The sequence below is a fragment of the Microcoleus sp. AT3-A2 genome, from assembly GCF_036705685.1.
Classification (GTDB): domain Bacteria; phylum Cyanobacteriota; class Cyanobacteriia; order Cyanobacteriales; family Microcoleaceae; genus Microcoleus.
Window position 1 is genome coordinate 87,945 of record NZ_JAUBVF010000002.1, and the last position, 17,012, is coordinate 104,956.

15 protein-coding genes and 1 pseudogene are annotated in these 17,012 nt (G+C 44.7%); 7 read left to right on the plus strand and 9 right to left on the minus strand.

The window, feature by feature from the left end:
- The first annotated feature begins 70 nt into the window (after positions 1-70).
- The 6 genes from radA to QUB37_RS02090 all read left to right on the plus strand — a co-directional run bounded on the left by radA (position 71) and on the right by QUB37_RS02090 (position 4,119).
- Entirely contained in the window at positions 71-1,627 is a 1,557-nt protein-coding gene (gene radA, locus QUB37_RS02065; RefSeq protein ID WP_333158623.1) for a DNA repair protein RadA, read from the plus strand.
- 45 nt (positions 1,628-1,672) lie between these two features.
- Positions 1,673-1,909 carry a type II toxin-antitoxin system prevent-host-death family antitoxin gene (locus tag QUB37_RS02070; protein WP_333158625.1) on the plus strand — a complete coding sequence of 79 codons (237 nt, stop codon included), beginning with the start codon at positions 1,673-1,675 and terminating at the stop codon, positions 1,907-1,909.
- Positions 1,906-2,292, plus strand: coding sequence for a type II toxin-antitoxin system VapC family toxin (locus tag QUB37_RS02075; RefSeq protein WP_333158627.1), 387 nt, complete (start codon positions 1,906-1,908; stop codon positions 2,290-2,292). Before QUB37_RS02070 ends, QUB37_RS02075 begins: the two co-directional genes overlap by 4 nt.
- A gap of 31 nt (positions 2,293-2,323) precedes the next feature.
- A complete protein-coding gene (locus QUB37_RS02080) occupies positions 2,324-2,548 on the plus strand; it encodes a hypothetical protein (RefSeq protein ID WP_333158629.1) in 225 nt (74 codons plus the stop codon).
- Between the two features lie 315 nt (positions 2,549-2,863).
- Entirely contained in the window at positions 2,864-3,718 is an 855-nt protein-coding gene (locus QUB37_RS02085) for a TIGR02587 family membrane protein (RefSeq protein ID WP_333158631.1), read from the plus strand.
- Complete coding sequence (locus QUB37_RS02090; protein WP_333158634.1) at positions 3,715-4,119, plus strand: TIGR02588 family protein; 405 nt, start codon at positions 3,715-3,717, stop codon at positions 4,117-4,119. The genes QUB37_RS02085 and QUB37_RS02090 overlap by 4 nt, the downstream gene beginning before the upstream one ends.
- Positions 4,120-4,339: 220 nt before the next feature.
- Here QUB37_RS02090 and QUB37_RS02095 read toward each other — a convergent pair whose 3' ends face one another.
- The 7 genes from QUB37_RS02095 to QUB37_RS02125 all read right to left on the minus strand — a co-directional run bounded on the left by QUB37_RS02095 (position 4,340) and on the right by QUB37_RS02125 (position 9,298).
- A complete protein-coding gene (locus QUB37_RS02095; RefSeq protein ID WP_333158637.1) occupies positions 4,340-4,933 on the minus strand; it encodes a CPBP family intramembrane glutamic endopeptidase in 594 nt (197 codons plus the stop codon).
- A gap of 31 nt (positions 4,934-4,964) precedes the next feature.
- The gene (locus tag QUB37_RS02100; protein WP_333158639.1) at positions 4,965-6,047 is read right to left on the minus strand and encodes a DUF3326 domain-containing protein; all 1,083 of its coding nucleotides are present in this window, start codon (positions 6,045-6,047) and stop codon (positions 4,965-4,967) included.
- Positions 6,044-6,235, minus strand: a complete 192-nt coding sequence (locus QUB37_RS02105; RefSeq protein WP_333127563.1) for a hypothetical protein — start codon at positions 6,233-6,235, stop codon at positions 6,044-6,046. Before QUB37_RS02105 ends, QUB37_RS02100 begins: the two co-directional genes overlap by 4 nt.
- Before the next feature lie 57 nt (positions 6,236-6,292).
- Positions 6,293-6,610 carry a 2Fe-2S iron-sulfur cluster-binding protein gene (locus QUB37_RS02110; protein ID WP_333158642.1) on the minus strand — a complete coding sequence of 106 codons (318 nt, stop codon included), beginning with the start codon at positions 6,608-6,610 and terminating at the stop codon, positions 6,293-6,295.
- 243 nt (positions 6,611-6,853) lie between these two features.
- Positions 6,854-7,393 (minus strand): Uma2 family endonuclease, encoded by a 540-nt coding sequence (locus tag QUB37_RS02115; RefSeq protein ID WP_333158644.1) that lies wholly within the window; start codon positions 7,391-7,393, stop codon positions 6,854-6,856.
- Positions 7,394-7,525: 132 nt separating this feature from the next.
- Complete coding sequence (locus QUB37_RS02120) at positions 7,526-8,707, minus strand: GTPase (protein ID WP_333158646.1); 1,182 nt, start codon at positions 8,705-8,707, stop codon at positions 7,526-7,528.
- 195 nt (positions 8,708-8,902) lie between these two features.
- Positions 8,903-9,298: a Uma2 family endonuclease gene (locus QUB37_RS02125; RefSeq protein ID WP_333158648.1), complete on the minus strand. Its 396-nt coding sequence runs from the start codon at positions 9,296-9,298 to the stop codon at positions 8,903-8,905.
- A 199-nt stretch (positions 9,299-9,497) separates the two neighbouring features.
- On the opposite strand from QUB37_RS02125, the gene QUB37_RS02130 reads away from it, so the two are divergent.
- The gene (locus tag QUB37_RS02130; RefSeq protein WP_333158650.1) at positions 9,498-10,562 is read left to right on the plus strand and encodes an ISAzo13 family transposase; all 1,065 of its coding nucleotides are present in this window, start codon (positions 9,498-9,500) and stop codon (positions 10,560-10,562) included.
- A 44-nt stretch (positions 10,563-10,606) separates the two neighbouring features.
- On the opposite strand, the pseudogene QUB37_RS02135 reads toward QUB37_RS02130, so the two are convergent.
- Positions 10,607-11,539 (minus strand): annotated as a pseudogene (locus QUB37_RS02135) (serine/threonine protein kinase); the annotation flags it as partial.
- Between the two features lie 90 nt (positions 11,540-11,629).
- Complete coding sequence (locus QUB37_RS02140) at positions 11,630-17,011, minus strand: AAA family ATPase (RefSeq protein WP_333158652.1); 5,382 nt, start codon at positions 17,009-17,011, stop codon at positions 11,630-11,632.
- Position 17,012 lies beyond the last annotated feature (1 nt).

Below are 17,012 nucleotides of genomic sequence, written 5' to 3' on the forward strand. Positions count from 1 at the left end.
CTGAAAGCTTGATAATTGCTTTAACTCAGACTTTTCTAAATGTTAGGGTGACTATTTATCATAGTAAACAATGCCTAAGCCTCGAATACAATATATTTGTCGGGAATGCGGGTATGATTCACCACAATATTTTGGCAGGTGTCCTAGCTGTCAGAAGTGGGATTCTTTTGACGAGCAGTTAGAACAACCTACTGTTGGTGTGTCGCGGGCTGGTTTAACAGGGGTGACAACTAAGACAGTGGGCGGTTCGCCCCCTGATAAGTCGAAGGGTCAACCCAGGGTATCTTTCAGATTATCGCAGATTTCCGACCAAACTCAGTCTCGCTGGCCTTCTGGTTACGGGGAGCTCGATCGAGTTTTGGGAGGCGGGATTGTTCCGGGCTCGCTGGTGTTGATTGGCGGGGAACCGGGAATCGGGAAATCGACGCTGCTGTTGCAGGTGGCGAATATGTTGGCCCGCAAGGATCGGATACTGTATGTCAGTGCGGAGGAGTCCGGCCAGCAGGTGAAGTTGCGATCGCAGCGTTTGGGCGTAGCTAATCCGGTTGATTTGTCAAGCAACGGCGGGCATAAATCTGGCAGTAACGGGGAAGCTAAAAAGGATTCCGAGGACAATTCAGCGGAGAATTTCTATTTGCTTCCAGAGACGGATTTAGAAGTTGTTTTGCGCGAGTTGGAAGCGCTGAAACCGAATGTGGCGGTGGTTGACAGCATCCAAACAATTTATTTTGCTAGTTTAACATCGGCTCCGGGTTCGGTGGCTCAGGTGCGGGAATGTACTTCGGCTTTGATGCAGGTTGCGAAAAGGGAAAATATTACTTTATTTATTGTCGGTCACGTTACGAAAGATGGAGCTTTGGCTGGGCCGAGGGTTTTGGAACATTTGGTAGATACTGTACTGTATTTTGAGGGCGATCGCTTTGCTTCTCATCGACTTTTGCGATCGATGAAAAACCGTTTTGGCGCGACTCACGAAATCGGTGTTTTTGAAATGGTAGCCAACGGTTTGCGAGAAGTAGATAACCCGTCGGAGTTGTTTTTAGGGAATAGAGATGAATTTTCTCCCGGTACTTCGACGACGGTTACTTGCGAAGGAACTCGACCGATTTTAGTGGAGATTCAGGCGTTAGTCAGCCCTGCAAGTTTCGGTTCGCCGCGCCGTACTACTACTGGTGTGGACAATGCTAGATTGCAGCAAATTTTAGCTGTTTTGGAGAAAAGGGTGGGGATTCCTTTATCTAAATTAGATGTGATTTTGGCGACGGTGGGCGGGTTGAAAGTGGATGAACCGGCGGCGGATTTGGCAGTTGCGATCGCCGTTGTGGCCAGTTTTCGCGATCGGGTGGTTGATGCGCGCACTGTTTTGCTTGGGGAAGTTGGTTTGGGGGGACAGGTGCGGCCGGTTTCCCAATTAGAGTTGCGGCTGAGGGAGGCGGCGAAATTGGGTTTCAAAAGGGCGATTATTCCTAAGAATCAACCCGTACCAGAGTTAGGGATGGAGATTATTCCGGTGGCGAAAGTAATCGATGCAATTATTGCGGCGATTCCTGCTACTCCGGCTCAGTTGCAGTCTGGTGATATGGAGTTGCAGTCGGTTGATTTGGAGGAAGATGATTTGTTTAATTGAGTTAGAATGGTAATGTTGCAAATTGAGAGTAAGGAGGCACGAATTATGTATCAAGTAGACATTATTGAGGCCAAAGAAAAGCTTCTGGAATTAATCGAAGCGGCGATGAGAGGGGAAGAAATTGCGATTACTCAAGATAACCAGCCTGTTGTAAAATTGGTAGGAATACCGCCAGCTAATAAGAAGCGCTGGCCATCCAAAGCTGGGAGTGCTAAAGGAATGGTTTGGATGTCCGATGATTTTGACGAACCGCTAGAAGAGTTTAAGGAGTATATGGAATGAGGTTGTTGTTGGACACTCATACTTTCATTTGGTATGTCACGGACAACCCTAGACTTAGCGCCCATGTCAAACTGCTAATTGAGGATGAAAATAACGAGAAGCTACTCAGTATAGCTAGCATCTGGGAAATGGCGATTAAGCACAGCATAGGCAGGCTAAACTTTAGTCTGCCTTTTATGGAGTTTGTCGGACAGCAACTCACTGTTAGCAATATCGGACTACTGGAGATTAATCTCCAGCACATTGAGGTTGTAGCTTCACTGCCTTTGCATCACCGTGACCCATTTGACAGGCTGATAATTGCACAATCTATGGCGGAACAGATACCGATTTTGAGCGTTGATGCTATTTTTGATGCTTATGCGATCGCGCGGGTGTGGTGAATTAAGTTAGTTTAAAAATAAAGAGGCGAAGATGAAACAATTTAACATCCTCATTGAAAAATTTTTTGATGGTTATGTAGCCTATCCCCTTGGAATCAAAAGTGGCGTAGTTGGTGAAGGTGAGACCTATGAAGAAGCCTTAGCTGATGTCAAGTCAGCTATTCGCTGTTACATCGAAGTATTTGGCAAAGAAACAATCGAAAACGAATCACCTGCAATCAAGACTTTTTTGCTAGAAGCAGAGCTAGCTATTTAATGTCAAAGTTTCCTGTAGATGCTTCTAAAATACGAGTTATCATAACATTTCAGTTGTGGGATTTTCGGATTATTATAGAACGCGAATATATGGTCAGGATGCGATAGAATCAGGATGGCACGGAGACTCAGTTAGTAATGCCTAACCACCCTAAAATAAAATCAGAAACACTGAGAGGAATTTGTACTCAATCGGGAATTTATAGAAAGTTATTTTTAATAGCTTATGCACCAAGTTGAGTGCATAAGCTATCTATGATAACACTTGAAATATGTTAAATTATAGATTGCTTGTGAGGTACGTTTTCACTAAAAAATGAAGAAATCAAAAAGACGTAAAAATCAGTGGTCAAAGGAACTAAACGACATCATTCGAGGTGCATCGGGCGGCTTTTTGTTCGGGATTCCCCTGCTTTATACGATGGAGGTTTGGTGGATCGGTTCGTATACTACATCAGCGGAAATGTCGATCGCGATCGCAACTACTTTTCTCGTCGTTTTCTTGTTGACTCGCACGGAAGGTTTTCGCAAAACTCAAGAGATCCGCTGGCTAGATGCTGCAATCGATACCGTAGAAGCGATCGCCCTTGGCATTGTCTGCGCGGCTTTTGTCCTGTTTTTGCTCAGGGAAATTACCCCGGAGACTCCGCTGCAAGAAACTTTGGGGAAAATCATCTTTGAAGGCCTGCCATTTGCGTTGGGAGTAGCCCTGGCTAACGGTTTCTTGAGCGGCGATCGCTATCAAAGTTCAGACAGCGAAAAGGAACCTACCATTAATGCAACTGTAGCAGATATCGGCGCTACTTTAATCGGCGCGATGATCATTGCTTTCAACATCGCCCCAACTGACGAAATTCCCATGCTAGCGGCAGGTATTTCGCCGCCTTGGCAATTAGGAATTATCGCCGCTTCGTTGCTAATTTCCTACGGTATTGTATTTGTAGCAGGCTTTACTTATCAAGCAAAACGGCAGCAGCAGCAAGGGATTTTTCAGCGTCCCCTCAGCGAAACTGTCATGGCGTATTTAGTGTCGCTGGCGGCTTCTGCATTTATGATGTTTTTCTTCCACAAACTCAGTTTTGACGACCCGTGGTCGATTTGGTTGAACTATACGTTAGTATTGGGATTGCCGGCGGCTGTTGGCGGCGCGGCGGGGAGGTTGGCGGTATGAGTGAAAGTAATAACCAACAGCAACAAAAAAGAACTCCTGCTGAATGGGTGACATTTGCGATCGCCTGCTCGATCCTTTCTATCCTCATCGGACTCGTAATCTACAACTGGGTGACTAAAAAGCAGGAACCTCCGATTATTTCTGTCACTCGGAAGACGCCAATTCGCGAAAATCAAGGGCAATTTTACGTGCCATTTACAGTAACTAACACGGGTGGTGAAACTGCAGAATCCGTGCAAATTATTGCTGAATTGCGCGTCAACGGTGAAGTCTTGGAATCCGGCGACCAGCAAATTGATTTTTTGTCAAGCGACGAAACTCAAGAAGGAGCTTTTATCTTCAGCCGCGATCCGCGTCAAGGTGAGTTGATTGTGCGATCGAGCAGTTACAAACTGCCTTAACACAGATAAAACTCGGCGGTTAAAACCTTTTCTCATCTGTGAACTCTTCCTCTTCCTACCCTACCCTTCACCGAACCCCTGCGGGGAACGGGAACGGCTTCGCCGAAGGTGCTCTTAGCGTCTTCGCGGTTCGTTCAATCTAAAAACCCCCTTGCGCGTTAGCATTTATTGCCATATTCCGCGCAGGCGCGATTTCAATCACTTTGGAATTGCGATCAAGCTACCGCTTCACCAGATTGTGTTCCCACTTCCAAACACAGCTAGAAATCAAATTCGTGCAGATATGAGCCGTAATTGGGACTAACAAATTCCCAGTAGCTAAAACGCTGTAACCCAACAGCAATCCGACAGCCGTTGCCCAAACAGCATAAGGCCACTGATCCAGGGCTCCCAAGTGCAGAATACCGAAACAAAAACTCGATAAAACTAAACTGGTAACATTCAATCCCAAAGCAGACAGCATCACGCCTCGAAATAGCAATTCTTCGCTAAGTCCCGGCAGCAGTCCCAGCCAAATTAAATCTGGCCAAAACAAAGGTTTGAGCACTACTTCCAAGTAAACATCCGCACTCCGGCGATAACCCGGCCAGAGGTGATAAACGATCGCACTGCCACCTGTAATTGCCAGTCCGATCGCACATCCTTTTAGCAAGTCCATTCCTATCAATTTGACTGGCAAAAGCGATACCGATCCAAATAGCAACCACAATTTAGCTACCGCCAGCAACATAATTGCTGTCACGCCCATTGCTACTAAAACTTGGGTGCGCGTCAAGGGTTCAATTTCAGGATTTTCGGGAATTTTTTCTGCCACTTAATCACTTTTAGATTTGAGGTTTGAGATTTTAGATTTGTTTTGTTGAGTCAGACAAACAACGCAGGGAGGAGATATCTGCACCCAAGGAAGCTGGACTGATGCCGGCTCGCAAAGCGACCAAAACTCCGATCGCCTCTAAATATGAGTTTACCTGCAAAGCTTTGATTCCGAGTTTTTCTGGAGTCGCCTGCATCTGGGTTTTGTTGTCGCCGACAGCGATGATTTGTACCGACGATCGCCCACTCAAACTCAGAATAGCACTGCCGCCGCAGGCTGTGGCGGGTATCACCACCGCATCCACTCGATCGGCGGTAATTGATAATTGATTGTGCTGCTGGCTTTCTGGCGGTATCAATTGGGGAGCTTTGCTGAGGCCGGCAAGCACGCAAGGTAGGAAAGTATAGCCGATTTCCTCAGCAGCCGATCGCGGTGACAGGTGCGGATCGAGGGGAAGCGCAGACAACGCGGGGGCGTGGGCGCAGGGGATTTTAAACGTCCTGACGACGAGGTGGCTGATCACAGCTTCCGCGCCGGCGAGGGGGTCAACTCCTTTGCCGCGGCGGTAGTTTTCGAGGGCGAGGCTGCCTTCATCGTCGGGAAACCTGGCCACAACTGCGATCGCCTCTACTCTTGCTTGTGTGATTAATTTTTCTGCAGCGCGCAATAAACTGTCGGGATTGCCGATCGTCCCCCAAGATGCCCCTGATTCAGAAATACGCAATTCTACTTGCAGAGGGCGATCGGTTAAAACATAATCGGTTATATTCAAACCCAATGTAGCTCTGGCAGCATCAACGGCTTGCAAGTGCCGCAACTGCAAGTCTGGTTCGATCGCGGAATCTAGGATTAAGCCGATGCGATTTTGATGTACCGGTTGCAGTCCCCAGCATCCGGCAGCAAATTTGTCAAGGGCGTAACCTTCAACGTAGAGAGCGTTAGGTATCGGCCAATAAAGTTGAGCGCCGTTGAGGACGTTGGGGTGAGTGATCAGGGTGTCTGAAATTTGGGCGATCGCCCTAGCCACGGGCAGCGCATCTCCTGCAAAGCCCCCAATCGAGGCTCCAACGCCTGTGGGGACTATCAAAACCACTGTTAAAGGGCGCCGGTTCACACTGTTGCGGGGGATGCTTCCACGAGCACGTAGCCTTCTACCACAGCCTTTTGCCGATCGACATCCACGTCTGTGACTGCCCACCGCAGGGGTTCGCCGTGCTTTTGCAGTTCAATTTCAATCGCCGAGTGCAATTCTTCGGCGGTATCGTGGAGGTCAACTTCTGCGGAAATGAAATGGGTAGTCATCGGGCGATCCATAGTGGTTTTACTGCGATCGGTACTTAGCTCAATTTTAGCTTAGTCCTAGGATTTACCGAATTGGCGATCGTACACAATGTCTTCTTTTTCGGTTTCTATCTTCAAGTTTGATCGGGGATAAGCAACACACAGCAACACATAACCTTCTGCCTGAAGTTCGGGACTAACGCCCATGCCATCAACTTGATCGACTTGACCATCAATAATTTTAGCAGCGCAAGTAGTACAAACTCCCGCATTGCAAGAACTCGGCAACTCAATGCCGGCGGCGTTGGCGGCGCGGAGAATTTGTTTATCTTCGGGTACTTCTACGGTATAAGTAGTGCCTTGGTGGATCAATTCAACAGTGTAAGTCTTAGACATATTTCAATTATTGGTTTTAATTCCCCAATTGGAATTTACGCTAGATTTGCAAACAAAGCAATCAGTATTTTACCGCTGTTTGTGCTTTTGTGCAATTTTACAACTCCATTTTTTATTGATAATTTTTTTTATTAATTGGCTGGGCGAGCGAGTGGCATTTTGTCAATGACTTTTTCACAAATTATTACAAGCCTCACGGCCGAACTGTGCCACAAAGCACTTATACCTAATTAGTCTTTACCTTCAAACCAACAACTCATCAACCGCAACACTAAAACCCGGCAGCACTAGCTGAGTGCTGACTGTAGAACCCAAGTTAAAAGTTAACTTTTGAGTTTGAGTCATTATCATTATCCAGCGACTTTCTGGAAAAACAATCCAAACTTCCAGACAACCCGAATCTAAATACTCTTGTGCTTTAAGAAAAATCTCTTCCGCAATATCAGTAGGAGAAACTATTTCAGCAATTAACGGCGGACTTTGAGGCAAAGTAGGAACATCGCCATATTGAGCAACAAGTTCAGGAGTCAGATAAGCTACATCAGGACGGCGCACTCGCCTGTCAGTACGGCAAGGAACTTCTGTATACACTTCGCCACCTTGTCCGCTAGAATCTTTGTAATTTCCCCAAGAACGATCTAGTCGAGATTGGATTCGACTGTGTTTTACTGTCATGCCATTTTTCTCCGCGATTTGCCCGTCCACCCATTCCATATCGTCGGGGGGATTAGCCATAAAGTCTTCTAGAGAAACATTTTCTGATAAAACGGCAGCCATTACCATAGCTATTTACTCCTTTTTGCAGAATTCACTGATATTGTAGCAATCAATTGGGAATTGGGAATTGGGAATTGGGAATTGGGAATTGGGAATTGGGAATTGGAACTAACAAATAACCTATGCCCTATGCCCAATTTACTCAATATTAATTTGATTGGGAGGCTTAGGTTGATTCGGTTTGTCATCCTTCAAAGTTTTACGCCCAGAACTAGCATAATCCTTATAAAAATCCACAAACATCTTTGTTAACTGCTGCAAAGAAAGTTGTTCGCCATTAACTTGAGCTTTCATGTAAGCTTTAAGCACTTCAATGTAAGCCAAACCTAGGGCAAGCGTGAGAGTTGCTGCCGTTGCACCGGAGATTGCACCGCCGACAACAGTACCCGCACCAGGAATCATTTTAATCAAATTAGTAACAATACTTCTGCCGACAGCAGTAACCCCGCCAGCGCCGCTAATAGCAGACAGCATCGCCGAAATAAACCCCTTATCAAAGGGCATTCCAAAAATCACAGTAATATTAGCAATCATTGCCGTTTGCATGGTCATCAAAATCGGCGCATCAGCAAACGGTACAGGAGTCGCACCGACAATTGCAGAACCTGCAACATAAGCACTTAGATACTTAAATGCCATATCGGATTTGAGCGCAATATTTGCTATTTGTTCTTTAACAAAAGCTTTTTTAGCTACTTCCGGTAGCAGTTGAAAGGTTGCATCTACCAACTTATCTAAACCGTGAGATTTTACGGTATAATCCTCATCTATTTCTTCCGGTTCAGCCATGACGGGGATGATTTGACTGACTGGCAAATTCATGTGTTCCAGTTGCTTGAAAAACTCGCTCGGCTTTTTAGATGTCGTCTGAGTCAGCACTAGAATAACTGGTACATCTTTGACTTCCATTTCTTTGAGCCAGTTTTCCTCCACAGATTCTATTCTATTGGCGCTGTGATTGATGCAGTACCAGATGACGTGAATGTGTTCTTTGGGGTGCAGGAGTCTTTGGTCTTCAATTAGTTTAGCAACGTTTAATTGAATAACTTTAATTTGTTCGGCGTTGAGTTCGAGTCCGGGAGTATCGTAGACGGTAATTGGGCAATTCGGTTTGGTATATTGGCGAATGCCTTGAGTGATAGGGCGGCCGACTCCGGTTTCTGCTAAGCGTTGGCGAAAAACGGAATTGATCAGGGTACTTTTGCCGACGCCGGTTTTGCCGATGACTAAAACATTGCACTGTCCCACTTGGTTTTCTGCCTCTTTGAAGGCGTAGTAACTTCTATTTAAAAGCTCGTCTAAGGAAAAGTCGTCTGACATGGCGGTTTGCTCCGATAATAGTAGGATATTAATTCAATACCACCGAATAGAATTCCGATGCTCTACAAACGAAGTCCGCGAAGGCGGACTGAGGAGTCTTAAACATATTGTAGCAATTTGATTGCAGAACTGGTGCAACGGGTAGAGGAGAGTTTTGTGTCGCGTGCTGCTAAATGAAAGGTTGTAAAATTTAGTTTAAGCTAGCAATCGATCGACATCGATGCTAAAACCGATCAGGATTTGTTGGGTGCTGGCGGTATCGCCGGATCGAAATGTCAATATTTGATTTTGAGTCATCACGAATATTAAACGACTTTCGGGAAAAACTAACCAGACTTCCTGACAGCTAGATGCTAAATATTCCTGTGCTTTGAGAAAGATATCTTCAACGATATCGGTGGGTGAAACTATTTGTGCAATTAAGGGAAAACTTTGGGGTAAAGTGGCAAGATTGCCAAATTGTGCAACTAATTCGGGTGTGAGATAAGCGACATAGGGCCGGCGAATTAGTTGCTTAGGAATAAAAAATAAATAAGTTGATGAATTATCGGTTATACTGAAAAAAGTGCGCTTATTGCAATTTTCACCCAAACAGAGATTAACTCACAACGGATTTTTCTACTCAACTACTCTAATTGGCGTTTAAACCCATGTCTTATTCTAACTCAATTGAGTCAGAAATGAAAAAATTTTATAAATCCTTATCAGAAAAGGATAAAAGAAGGTATGCAGCTATCGAAGCTCAAAAATTAGGATGGGGTGGAATTAGCTATGTAATGCAACTTTTGGGATGCAGTCGAAACACCATCGTCAAGGGAATAGAAGATTTAGAAAAAATGGACTCAGAGACACTCAAGAGTTCCAGGGTCAGAAAGGAGGGGGAATAAAAAGTATTCTGTCTACTCAAATCGGCATTGATGCAGCATTTTTAGAAGTTTTAAAAAATCACACGGCGGGAGACCCAATGAATGAATTAATCAAAGGGACTAATTTGACCCATAAAGAAATAGCTGCGGGACTACCAGCGGCAGGTTTTACCATTAGTCTCCCATTAGTAGCCAAACTTTTAAAAAAGCATGGGTATGTGAAACGAAAAGCTCAAAGAAAACAAACAATAGGAATTAATAAAAATCGGGATGCTCAATTTAAAAACATTGCTAGACTTGATGCAGAGTATAGAGAAGCCAGCAATCCAATTATTAGTTTTGACACCAAAAAGAAAGAAGTTTTAGGGAATTTGTATCGTCCGGGAACTCTCTATACAAAAGAACCAGTCACTACTTTTGATCATGATTTTTGGAGTTTAGGTCACGGTAAAGTGATCCCACATGGAATTTATGATTCTCAACAAAACCGAGGATATATAACTTTAGCAAATAGTAAAAATACCAGTGAATTTGCCTGTGAGTCTTTAAAAAATTGGTGGAATAATTATGGTAAAGCTACCTACCCTAACGCTAATTCTATCTTGGCAAAATGTGATGGGGGAGGTAGTAATAATGCTAATAATTATATTTTTAAAGAAGATTTGCAGAAATTAGTGAATGAAATAGCAATTGAGCTCAGAATTGCTCATTACCCTCCTTATACATCTAAATATAATCCGATAGAACATCGACTTTTTCCTCATATTACCAGGGCTGGTCAAGGAGTAATTTTTACAAGTTTAGAATTAGTGAAAGTTCTCGTAGAAAAAACTCACACTAAAACGGGACTATCTGTAGCTGTAAATATCCTTAATAAAGTTTATCAAACTGGTCGAAAGGTGGCTGATAATTTCAAAAATACTATGCAAATTGTTTTTGACGAATATTTGCCCAAATGGAATTATCGAGCCGTACCCCAACCTGAGTAATTCATTAAGTTATTTATTTTTCATTCCTTAACTTGTGAGTAATGGTCGGGAATCAGGAAGCGATCGCATATATCCCGCGTTCCTAACTCAAATGTTTCAATCTTTCCAGTTTCTTGGCACTGCTGCAAACACCTTTCTAAGTCATGTTTCAATCCCAAGGCACTTTGATAGCGTTTTTCGGCATTTTTTGCCATCAGCTTCATCACCATATCCGAAATCACCTGCGGGATTTCTTTGCTGTTTATTGCAGGAGGTTGTTTGGCAATATGGCAGTGAACCAACTCCATGGGATCGTCACACTCAAATGGCAGTTTTCCTGTCAGCAGTTCGTAAAATGTGGCTCCCAGAGAATAAAAGTCGGTGCGGTAGTCTATACCTCGGTTCATTCATCCGGTTTGTTCGGGAGAAATATAGGCGAGGGTTCCTTCTAAAACATTGGGATGTTGAATTTATTGAGTTTCTCTTGGAAGTAGGGAGGCGATGCTAAAGTCAATCAGTTTGACTTGTTTAGTGTCGGGAGGTATTAGGAGGTTAGCTGGCTTAATATCTTTGTGGATGACTCGGTTTTGGTACAGTCCGTCAAGGATGTCAGTTATTTGAATGGCAATTTCCAATATTTCTGCCAGAGTCAGCGTAGGTGTCTCACCGACCCGTCTTCGGCATCGATCTTGGGCATATTGCCGTAGAGAAATGCCGCCAAAATCCTCCATCACTAGGGCATAGCTGTGGCGATAGGACTCCAAATTGTAGGGTTCAACGACTCGCGGCAGACGTAGATTTTTGGCAATGGTGTATTGGTTGCGGAATTGCAGCAGTTCGCTGAAGCTGGGATAGTCTCTATTTAATAGTTTAATGACAACTGGAAGCCGATCGACTTCTCGAATGGCTCAATAAACCAGGGTTTTAGAACCACTGTACAGTTGCTCGATTAGACGGTATCCGGCAATTGGACTGGTTAAATCTATACCTGCATTCATTTTGGCTATCCTAATCTCAAATATTGACTGCTAAAAATTAATGTGCGCCTCTATCTGTAAGGGTTAAATGCGGCGATCGCATAATTAAATTCATCCATTTGTAGGCAATGAGATAGTAAACTCCGTCCCTTCTCCCCGTACAGATTTTACCTCGATTGTACCGCCGTGTTTCTCAACTACAATCTGCCGTGCGATCGCCAATCCCAACCCCGTCCCTTTACCCACACCTTTAGTTGTAAATAAGTTGTCAAAAATATGACCTTTTATCTCATCTGATATCCCTAGCCCGTTGTCATAAATGCGAATTGTAACCCACTCCTTAGACTGTCTTTCTGTGCGAATCGTGATGCACTTGGCTGGGGCTTTAGTCTTCTCTAAACTCGGTTCCCGATTTGATTCTTCCAGTGCATCAATGGCATTAGCCAATATATTCATAAACACCTGATTTAATTGTCCGGGGAAGCAATCCACTGAAGGCAAGTTCCCGTACTCTTTCACAACTTCAATCGCTGGACGCTGTTCGTTCGCTTTCAATCTGTGTTTGAGAATCAAAATCGTACTGTTAATTCCGTCATGAAGATTGAAAGGAACTTTGTAATCTTTGTCAGCTCGGGAGAAGGTGCGGAGACTGGTGCTGATACCTTGAATGCGATCGCACCCGATTTGCATCGAATTCAACATTTTGGGTAAATCTTCTAAGAGATATTCGATATCGCTCTCTTCAGCTTTTTCTTCAATCTCCTCACCCGGACTGGGAAATTTTTCTTTATAGAGTTGCAAGTATTCTGTAATATCTTTGACGGCGGCGATCGCTTCATGAATATTGCCAGAAATAAATCCAACTGGATTATTAATTTCATGGGCAACCCCGGCCACTAAATTCCCCAACGCCGACATTTTTTCGCTCTGCACTAATTGCAGTTGTGATTGTTCCACCTGATGGGCGTAGTCCTGCGCTTGCTGATACAATCGCGCATTTTCTAGGGAAATGGCAGCCTGAGTGCAGAGGAAGTTGAGGACGAGGAGACGATCGCGAGTAAACACTCCTTTTGTCGATCGATGTTCGAGATAAAGTATCGCAACTAAGTTCCCGCGATCGAGAATCGGAGTACACAGCATACTCTGAGACTGATACTGGAGCATACAGTCATTCATTAAACCCGGAATATCGGTCTTACCGCCTTCAATAACGACAGTTTGCAGGGTATTTTTGACATAATAAACTAGCTTGAGCGGAATCACCGCCGAGCCATCTAGAGGTTGGGTTTGCAGTAAGGTTGTGGGTAACTCGTTATCTGGATTGATGTGAGTTATTGCCCGGATTTGCCATTCATCCTGATGGGGGAGTAGCAAAGCACAAGTTTCTGCGCCCGAAGTTTTTAAAATAATTTGGTTGAGGCTACCGAACAATTCATCAAGCTGAATTTTACTGGATAAAGCTTGAGCAGCTTGCACAATAGATGCGAAATCTAGGGCCTCGGAAATACTGGTGCTGCTATTAGTGGAAGTCTGCGAAGAGTGGCTAATCGTTGCCAGCGTCTCTAGAGGATTAAAGCGAAGTTGGGGCTGATTCAGGATGGGATGAAGTAACTGCGGATACCTTTTTTCTAAGTCTTCAACCTTGGCTAGTGCACCCCAACGGGCATAACAGTAATATGCTTCCTGCATATAGCTGGCGGCGACTTTTTCTTTGCCCCATTCCCAGTAGAATTTGGCTGCGAGTTCGTTGGCTAATCCTTCCTCTTGGATATAACCGTTTTCCTTGGCTCCTTGAATTGCTAAATCATAAAATTCTATAGCTTCTGTTTTGCAATTGAGGAGTTGATACTTTTGGGCTTCAACTAAATGATATTTGTGCAAGTAATTCATGGGGCCATAATCTGCCCAGTCTTTTAGCTTGGCTTGATTTTCTTCGATTCGCTGCCATCGCGGCTCTGACTCCGACATCGATTCAGGCCCAGTGGCCAGCAGGTTCAGAGAATCATAGAAGTAGAAGATCGGTTCAACAATACTTCCCATCCCTCCAGCCAAATAATGTCGCGTTTGAGCGGCATCATGTTCTGCTTTAGCAAAGTCTTCCAACCAGTAATCCAAGGTGAATCGATACAAGTAGAAGAAGGAGAGTCGGTAAAAATCGACTTTGGCCTCATCCAAGACTTTTTCTTCGTATGAATCCTGACGTAGGGGAATCTCTTCCTCTGACTCACCCAAGAGAATTTGAGCCGCCTGCCAGTACGCCAACACACAGTTTGCTGCCGTCAATTGGTTGAGGTCGCACAACTGTTGGTAATAAGCCTGAATTTGCGGTTCGAGTTCACCCAGCGGTTGACCGTACCAATAAGCATTGAAACAGTACAACTGGGCGTCATAGCCCATAAATTCTAGATTGCCTGTTTCTAATCCAGCTTGATAGCCATCGAGAAGAATGGGCAGCGTTTCTTGCAGATGGATCGTCCAAGAACCCACATACGCCCCCATTAACATGGCGGTTGCAGCTCGAATGTTTTTGGCATCGGGTTCTAAGGCGAGTTGATATCCTAATTGCCCAAACTGAGGCACCATTGTCATGTCGCCCCACAGCATCCTCAGTTGGAAGGCGTAACCCACGTAGCAAAAAGCTGAAACCGGACTATTGCCGAATTGGATGGACAACTTAACCTGCAGCGCCACCACCAGGAAATAAAGCTTGGTGCCGGACATATAACAGACGGGTGTTAGGCGAGCCGCATTTTGCATAATGGCTAATTGCTGAGGGTCACTCATTTTCGGCAGATCAAAGAATGATTCAATAGAGCGACCTTCAATTAAGACATCAATTTCTTCCTTCAACTGCCGAATATCGTCTAGGGTTGGTTCATTTGGTAGGTTTACGCCTAACATTTGGAAGACGGATTGACCGATCGCGATCGCCTCGACAAATTTATTGTGGGCTACCAATGCCTGGATTTTGACTTGGTAAACTTGCACCTGTTCTAAAGGTGTTTTGGCATGATGAATCACCGCTTCAATCCACTGGTGCATCTGCTCAAAATCGCCAGCCAAGAAAGCCACCTCGGCAGCTAAGTCGTGCAGGGATAGGGTCATTTCGTAATGCCGTTCCCAAGCATCGGTTCCCAGCAGTTGCAGGCCCACTTTGGCATATTCGCGGGCGGCTTGATATGCGGTGGCGGCTCTGGCTTTGTGGCAAGCAGTGAGGTTGAGTTGGGCGAGTTCCTCCCTTTCCTGTTGTTCTACAACCAGTATGGTTCCGTAGTTCAACTGATTGACTAATTCAAAAATGCGTTCTTCTCTGGCTTCTGCTGAAATTTGTTGCAGGAGTAGTTGCCCGATTTGATAATGGGCGATCGCGCGTTCTTCTTCGGGAATCAAAGAATAAGCAGCTTGCTGGACGCGATCGTGCAAGAAGCGATAGACAACTGTTTGAGAAGTAGATCGATCGATATTGTCTTCTTCCCCTACATAAAATTTATAAATCTCACTTTGGGGAATAATCAGCTCTTCCTGTAAAGCTTTCCACAATGCGGTTGCGGTTTCAGTCTCAGAACTCTCTGAAACAATTGCCAATGTTGCCAGATCGAACTGGTTGCCAATGCAAGCGGCTAATTTTAAAACTGACTGAGTTGTTGCTGGCATTTTTTGCAACTGCTGCGCCATAAATAGCACCACATCATCAGTGAGCGCGGCCTCTCTAACTTTGCTAATATCGCACTGCCAATGTCCCGATTCTATTTCAAAATTAATCAGTTCATCCTGATGCAATGCTTTGAGAAACTGCGTCGCAAAAAATGGGTTACCTTGAGTTTTTTGATATACTATTTCTGTCAGCGGTTGTGCCAAATTAGGATAACAAACTAGCGTATCTGCTACCAATTGATTTAAACTGATTTGATCCAGCGGTGCTAATGTAATAGTGTTGAGTGTGGTTCCTGCCTTCCTCACTTCATCTAGGGTCAACATCAGGGGATGGCCGGGTGATACTTCATTATCCCGATAGGCTCCCAGCAGCAACAGATAACCCAATTGCGACTCATTGACGAGCAATTGCATTAACTTCAGCGATGCCGAATCCGCCCATTGTAAGTCATCCAAAAATATCACCAATGGATGCTCTTTTGTGGTGAAGACAGCAATGAATTTGTGGAAGAGCAAATTAAAGAGATTTTGAGCAGCCATCCCCGATAATTCAGGGGTTGGGGGTTGTGATCCAATAATCAGTTCTAGTTCGGGAATGACTTCAATAATGACTTGTCCGCTGTCACCGAGCGCTTCGAGAATTTGACTTTTCCATTCTTGGATTTTGGCATCACTTTCACTCAGTAATTGTGCCATAAAATCGCGGAAGGCTTGGACAAATGCCGAGAAGGGAATGTTGCGGTTAAACTGGTCGAATTTGCCTTTGATGAAGTAGCCGCGCTGCCGGACAATCGGTTTATGCACCTCGTTGACTACAGCCGTTTTTCCAATCCCGGAGAACCCAGCGACTAGCATTAATTCTGAGGTGCCATTTGCCACGCGATCGAAGGCATTCAACAGGGTTTGTACTTCTGTTTCTCGACCATAAAGCTTTTCAGGAATCAGGAAGCGATCGCATACATCCCGCGTTCCTAACTCAAAAATTTCAATTTTTCCAGTTTCTTGGCACTGCTGCAAACATCTTTCTAAGTCATGTTTCAATCCCAAGGCACTTTGATAGCGTTTTTCGGCATTTTTTGCCATCAGCTTCATCACCATATCCGAAATCACCTGCGGGATTTCTTTGCTGTTTATTGCAGGAGGTTGTTTGGCAATATGGCAGTGAACCAACTCCATGGGGTCGTCACATTCAAATGGCAGTTTTCCTGTCAGCAGTTCGTAAAATATGGCTCCCAGAGAATAAAAGTCGGTGCGGTAGTCTATGCCTCGGTTCATTCGTCCGGTTTGTTCGGGAGAAATATAGGCGAGGGTTCCTTCTAAAACGTTGGGATGTTGAATTTCTTGAGTTTCTCTTGGAAGTAGGGAGGCGATGCTAAAGTCTATGAGTTTAATTTGTTTAGTTTCGGGATGTATTAGGACGTTAGCTGGCTTAATATCTTTGTGGATGACTCGATGCCGATAGAGTCCATGGAGAATGTCAGTTATTTGAATGCCAATTTCCAATATTTCTGCCAGAGTCAGCGAGGCCTCTTGGGCGTAATCTCGCAGAGAAATGCCCCCAAAATCCTCCATTACTAGGGCATAGCTGTGGCGATAGGAGTCTAAATTGTAGGGTTCAACGACTCCCGGCAGACGTAGGTTTTTGGCGATGGTGTACTGGTTGCGGAATTGCAGCAGTTCGCTGAAGCTGGGATAGTCTCGATTTAATAGTTTAATGACAACCGGAATCTGGTCTGTTTCTCGGATAGCTCGATATACTAGGGTTCTGGAGCCGCAGTATAATTGCTCAACCAGATCATATCCTGAAACTCGGTTTGTCAAATCCACTGCGGTACTCATC

Excerpts from the sequence above, each read along its gene's own strand:
- QUB37_RS02090 (WP_333158634.1), top strand. The coding sequence starts at position 3,715 with ATGAGTGAAAGTAATAACCAACAGCAACAAAAAAGAACTCCTGCTGAA.
- QUB37_RS02085 (WP_333158631.1), top strand. The coding sequence starts at position 2,864 with ATGAAGAAATCAAAAAGACGTAAAAATCAGTGGTCAAAGGAACTAAAC.
- QUB37_RS02115 (WP_333158644.1), bottom strand. The coding sequence starts at position 7,393 with ATGGTAATGGCTGCCGTTTTATCAGAAAATGTTTCTCTAGAAGACTTT.
- QUB37_RS02120 (WP_333158646.1), bottom strand. The coding sequence starts at position 8,707 with ATGTCAGACGACTTTTCCTTAGACGAGCTTTTAAATAGAAGTTACTAC.
- QUB37_RS02070 (WP_333158625.1), top strand. The coding sequence starts at position 1,673 with ATGTATCAAGTAGACATTATTGAGGCCAAAGAAAAGCTTCTGGAATTA.
- QUB37_RS02140 (WP_333158652.1), bottom strand. The coding sequence starts at position 17,011 with ATGAGTACCGCAGTGGATTTGACAAACCGAGTTTCAGGATATGATCTG.
- radA (WP_333158623.1), top strand. The coding sequence starts at position 71 with ATGCCTAAGCCTCGAATACAATATATTTGTCGGGAATGCGGGTATGAT.
- QUB37_RS02075 (WP_333158627.1), top strand. The coding sequence starts at position 1,906 with ATGAGGTTGTTGTTGGACACTCATACTTTCATTTGGTATGTCACGGAC.
- QUB37_RS02105 (WP_333127563.1), bottom strand. The coding sequence starts at position 6,235 with ATGACTACCCATTTCATTTCCGCAGAAGTTGACCTCCACGATACCGCC.
- QUB37_RS02110 (WP_333158642.1), bottom strand. The coding sequence starts at position 6,610 with ATGTCTAAGACTTACACTGTTGAATTGATCCACCAAGGCACTACTTAT.
- QUB37_RS02080 (WP_333158629.1), top strand. The coding sequence starts at position 2,324 with ATGAAACAATTTAACATCCTCATTGAAAAATTTTTTGATGGTTATGTA.
- QUB37_RS02130 (WP_333158650.1), top strand. The coding sequence starts at position 9,498 with ATGCAGTCGAAACACCATCGTCAAGGGAATAGAAGATTTAGAAAAAAT.